The organism is Streptomyces sp. NH27 (assembly GCF_056859195.1).
The window spans coordinates 1-3,206 of sequence record NZ_JACEGK010000704.1 but is presented as its reverse complement, the minus strand read 5'-3'; the positions used below and the strand labels follow the sequence as shown (position 1 = coordinate 3,206).

General features: G+C 69.7%; 2 protein-coding genes and 1 pseudogene. All 3 read right to left on the bottom strand.

The features are described 5' to 3' along the window. On the bottom strand, positions 1-787 hold a 787-nt coding region (locus AC13HU_RS34695), incomplete at its 3' end, for a YncE family protein (protein WP_483045974.1). A gap of 237 nt (positions 788-1,024) precedes the next feature. Beyond that, a pseudogene (locus tag AC13HU_RS34690) lies at positions 1,025-2,422 on the bottom strand (alkaline phosphatase family protein); the annotation flags it as partial. A gap of 233 nt (positions 2,423-2,655) precedes the next feature. After that, positions 2,656-3,138 carry a hypothetical protein gene (locus tag AC13HU_RS34685; protein ID WP_483045973.1) on the bottom strand — a complete coding sequence of 161 codons (483 nt, stop codon included), beginning with the start codon at positions 3,136-3,138 and terminating at the stop codon, positions 2,656-2,658. Between the last annotated feature and the right edge of the window lie 68 nt (positions 3,139-3,206).

Below are 3,206 nucleotides of genomic sequence, written 5' to 3'. Positions count from 1 at the left end.
GGGACTTCGCGTCGATCGCGTCGATCGTCGCGGAGGCGTTGGTGGCGACCCAGATGGTGGAGGCGGTCGCCGTGACGGTGGTCGGGACGTGCTTGACGCCGACGGTGGCGATCACCCGGTCGCGGGCCGCGTCGATCACGGAGACCGTGTCGTCCTTGGAGTTGGTGACGTACAGCCGCGAGCCGTCGGGGCTGACGGCGACCTGCCACGGCATGCGGCCGACCCGGACCCGCGTGAGGACCCGGTGGGTGCGCGTGTCGATCACCGAGAGGGTGTCGTGCCAGGTGTTGACCACGTAGACGCGGGTGCCGTCGGGGTGGACGGCGACGCCGTTGGACCCGGCCTGGTCGGTCAGCAGCGCGTGCTGCTCGCCGGTGCCGGTGTCCACCACGGAGAGGCCGTCGTAGCAGGAGACATAGAGCGTTCTGCCGTCCGTGCCGGGCGCGATGGAGTGCGGGGTGTTCCCGGTCTTCCAGGTGGCGGTGACCTGGTCGGAGGCGGTGTCGATGACCGAGAGGGTCTGCGAGCCGCCGAACCCGGTGTCGGGGCCGGTGTTGGCCACGTAGACGCTGCGGCTGTCCGGTGAGGTGGCCAGGCCGTGCGGGTAGGGGCCGACGGTGATGCTGGAAGTGACCTTGCCCGTGGCGGTGTTGTAGACGGAGACCGCGTTCTCGCCCGAGCTGCTGATGTACAGCTTGCCGCCGTCGGCCGTCTTCGTCAGGCCGTAGGGGCTCACACCGGCCCTGACGCTGGCCACGAGCTGGCGGGCGGCCTCGTCGATCACCATGAGCGTGAAGCTGCACACGCCGACGGTGTAGACATAGCTGCCGGTGGTGGGGCCGACGCCGGGCACGGCCTCCTGGATGCCGGGGAAGTCGGTGCCCGCGGTGCCGTGCGGGAAGTCCGAGCGATGCGTCGTGGCGTTCTCGACGATGCGGCTGATGGCGTACGGGCGCGGGCCGGCCTGCCCCGCCGAACCGGCTTTGGGCGCAACCGTGTCGGGCTTGGACTGCCCGCCCGGCGGCTCCTGGTGCGGCGGCGTCTGGTCGGCGCCGGGGAACGTGGTCGGCGGCAGCGTGGCGACTTCGTGCTCGGCGGCCCAGAACTGGTCCTTGGTGCCCGGCAGTTGCGGGAACGCCCGGGACTTGCGGAGCCCGAGCGCGGAGGTCAGGTCGCCGAAGGTCCTGCGGCGCCAGTCGGTGATGTTGGTCTCGCGCACTCCGGTGATCCGCTCCAGGAAGCGCAGTACCGAGGTGTGGTCGAAGGGTTCGCCGGCGACGTAACCCCCTTGCGTCCAGGGCGAGACGATGAGGCACGGCACCCGGACACCGGCGCCGATCGGCACGTCGCCGACGAACTCGCCCGGCGTGCCGGCCGGTGGCGCCGGCGGGATCATGTGGTCGAACAGGCCGTCGTTCTCGTCGTAGTTGACGATGAAGACGGTCTTGCGCCACACGTCGGGGTTGGCCGCGATCGCGTCCAGCTGGAGGGCCAGGAAGTCGCCGCCGGCCGCCGGGGTGTAGTCCGGGTGTTCGCTCTGCTCCGAGGTCGGGATGATCCACGAGACGGTCGGCAGGCGGTCGTTGAGCGCGTCCCGCGCGAACTGGTCGGCCGGGCCGATGGTCATGGCGTGCTCGTAGAGCGGCTCACCGGGCTTGGCGTCCTGGTAGCTCTGGAACCACTCCAGCGGGTTGGTGCCGTAGTCGTCCTCCTGCTGGTAGACGTGCCAGGAGACGCCTGCCGCGGTGAGGCGCTCCGGATAGGTCGTCCAGCGGAACGGGGAGGGGATCACGTTGCTGGTCACCGGACCGCCGGCCAGGCCGTCGGGGTCGATGGTGCCGGACCAGTGGTACAGCCGGTTGGGCCAGGTCGGACCGAGGAGCGAGGAGAAGTACGAGTCGCAGAGGGTGAACGACTCGGCGAGCGCGAAGTGGAACGGGATGTCCTCGCGCTGGTAGTAGCCCATCGTGTAGGGGCCGTTGGCGCCGTCGGCCGCCCGGTGGGCGGGCAACCACTGGTCCATCCGGCCGCCGTTGACCGCCGCGTGCTGGACCGTCCAGGCGTGGCTGGTCGACGGGATCGCCTGCGAGCTGGTGGACTTGGTGTCGAGGTGGAAGGGCAGGAGGTAGCCGTCGGGGTTGACCGCGTCCGGCTGGTAGAAGACCGACCGCCCGGTGGACAGCGTCGCCGCGTCCGGGTCGTCGAAACCACGGACTCCGGGCATGGTGCCGAAGTAGTGGTCGAACGACCGGTTCTCCAGCATGAGGATCACGACGTGTTCGATGTCGTCGAGGGACCCTGGGTTCTTGGGCGACTCCGCCATGGCGCGCTGGAGGTTCGGTGGGAGCAGCGCCATCGCCGCCGCGGCGCCGCCGGCACCGAACGTGGACTTCAGGAGTCGTCGACGCGAGAAATCAGCCATGCCACACCTTCACTGCCGAAGATCGTGAACGGTCGTACGACACGCCACGCGGTCGTACGACGCGAGGAGACCGAGCTGTCGCTTGCGAGCTGTTGCTGGTGAGCTGTCGCCTGTGAGCTGTCGCCTGTGCGAGGCGGCGGGCATTGCGGGCATTGCGGGTATTGCGGTGAACCCGCCGGGGCATGGCCGCGGAGAGCGGCTCACGCGGCCCGCGCGCCTCATGTCGGGCCGTGTCAGTAGACGGTGACGTCCCAGTGGTTGCCCTCGTCGCAGTAGAGGTTGCCCGATGCGGCCTGCCACTGCGGGTAACCGTCGCCGCGGTAACCGATGTAGGTGAAGCTGTTGTGCACGTAGTTGTCGATGCACGAGTTGTGCGCCAGGTCGACCTTGTAGCCGTTGTAGTGGCTGTAGGTGCCCGAGGCGTGCCCGACCTCGGTGCCGCCGGTGATGTTGATCGCGCAGCCGCTGGCCCCCTTGAGGGTGACCATGGCGTCGACGGTGCCGGAGTTGATCTGGTCGAAGGACGTACACGTCGAGTTGGAGCGGGTGGTGCAGTTGCCGCTGGAGCTCCAGGTGACGCCCGCGGCGGACAGCTTGGCGGCCGCCGCCGACTGGGACATCTTGGTGCCGCTGGCCTGGGCGAACGGGGCCGCGACCAGGAGGACGCCGGCCGCGGCCACAGTGGCGAGGGCGAGTCGACGAGGGTGGGTGGACACGGGGCCTCCTGTGATGGGGGAGGGGCGGGAGATGCTGACGCGCCCGGCTCTGAGGCGAGCTTGAGTCG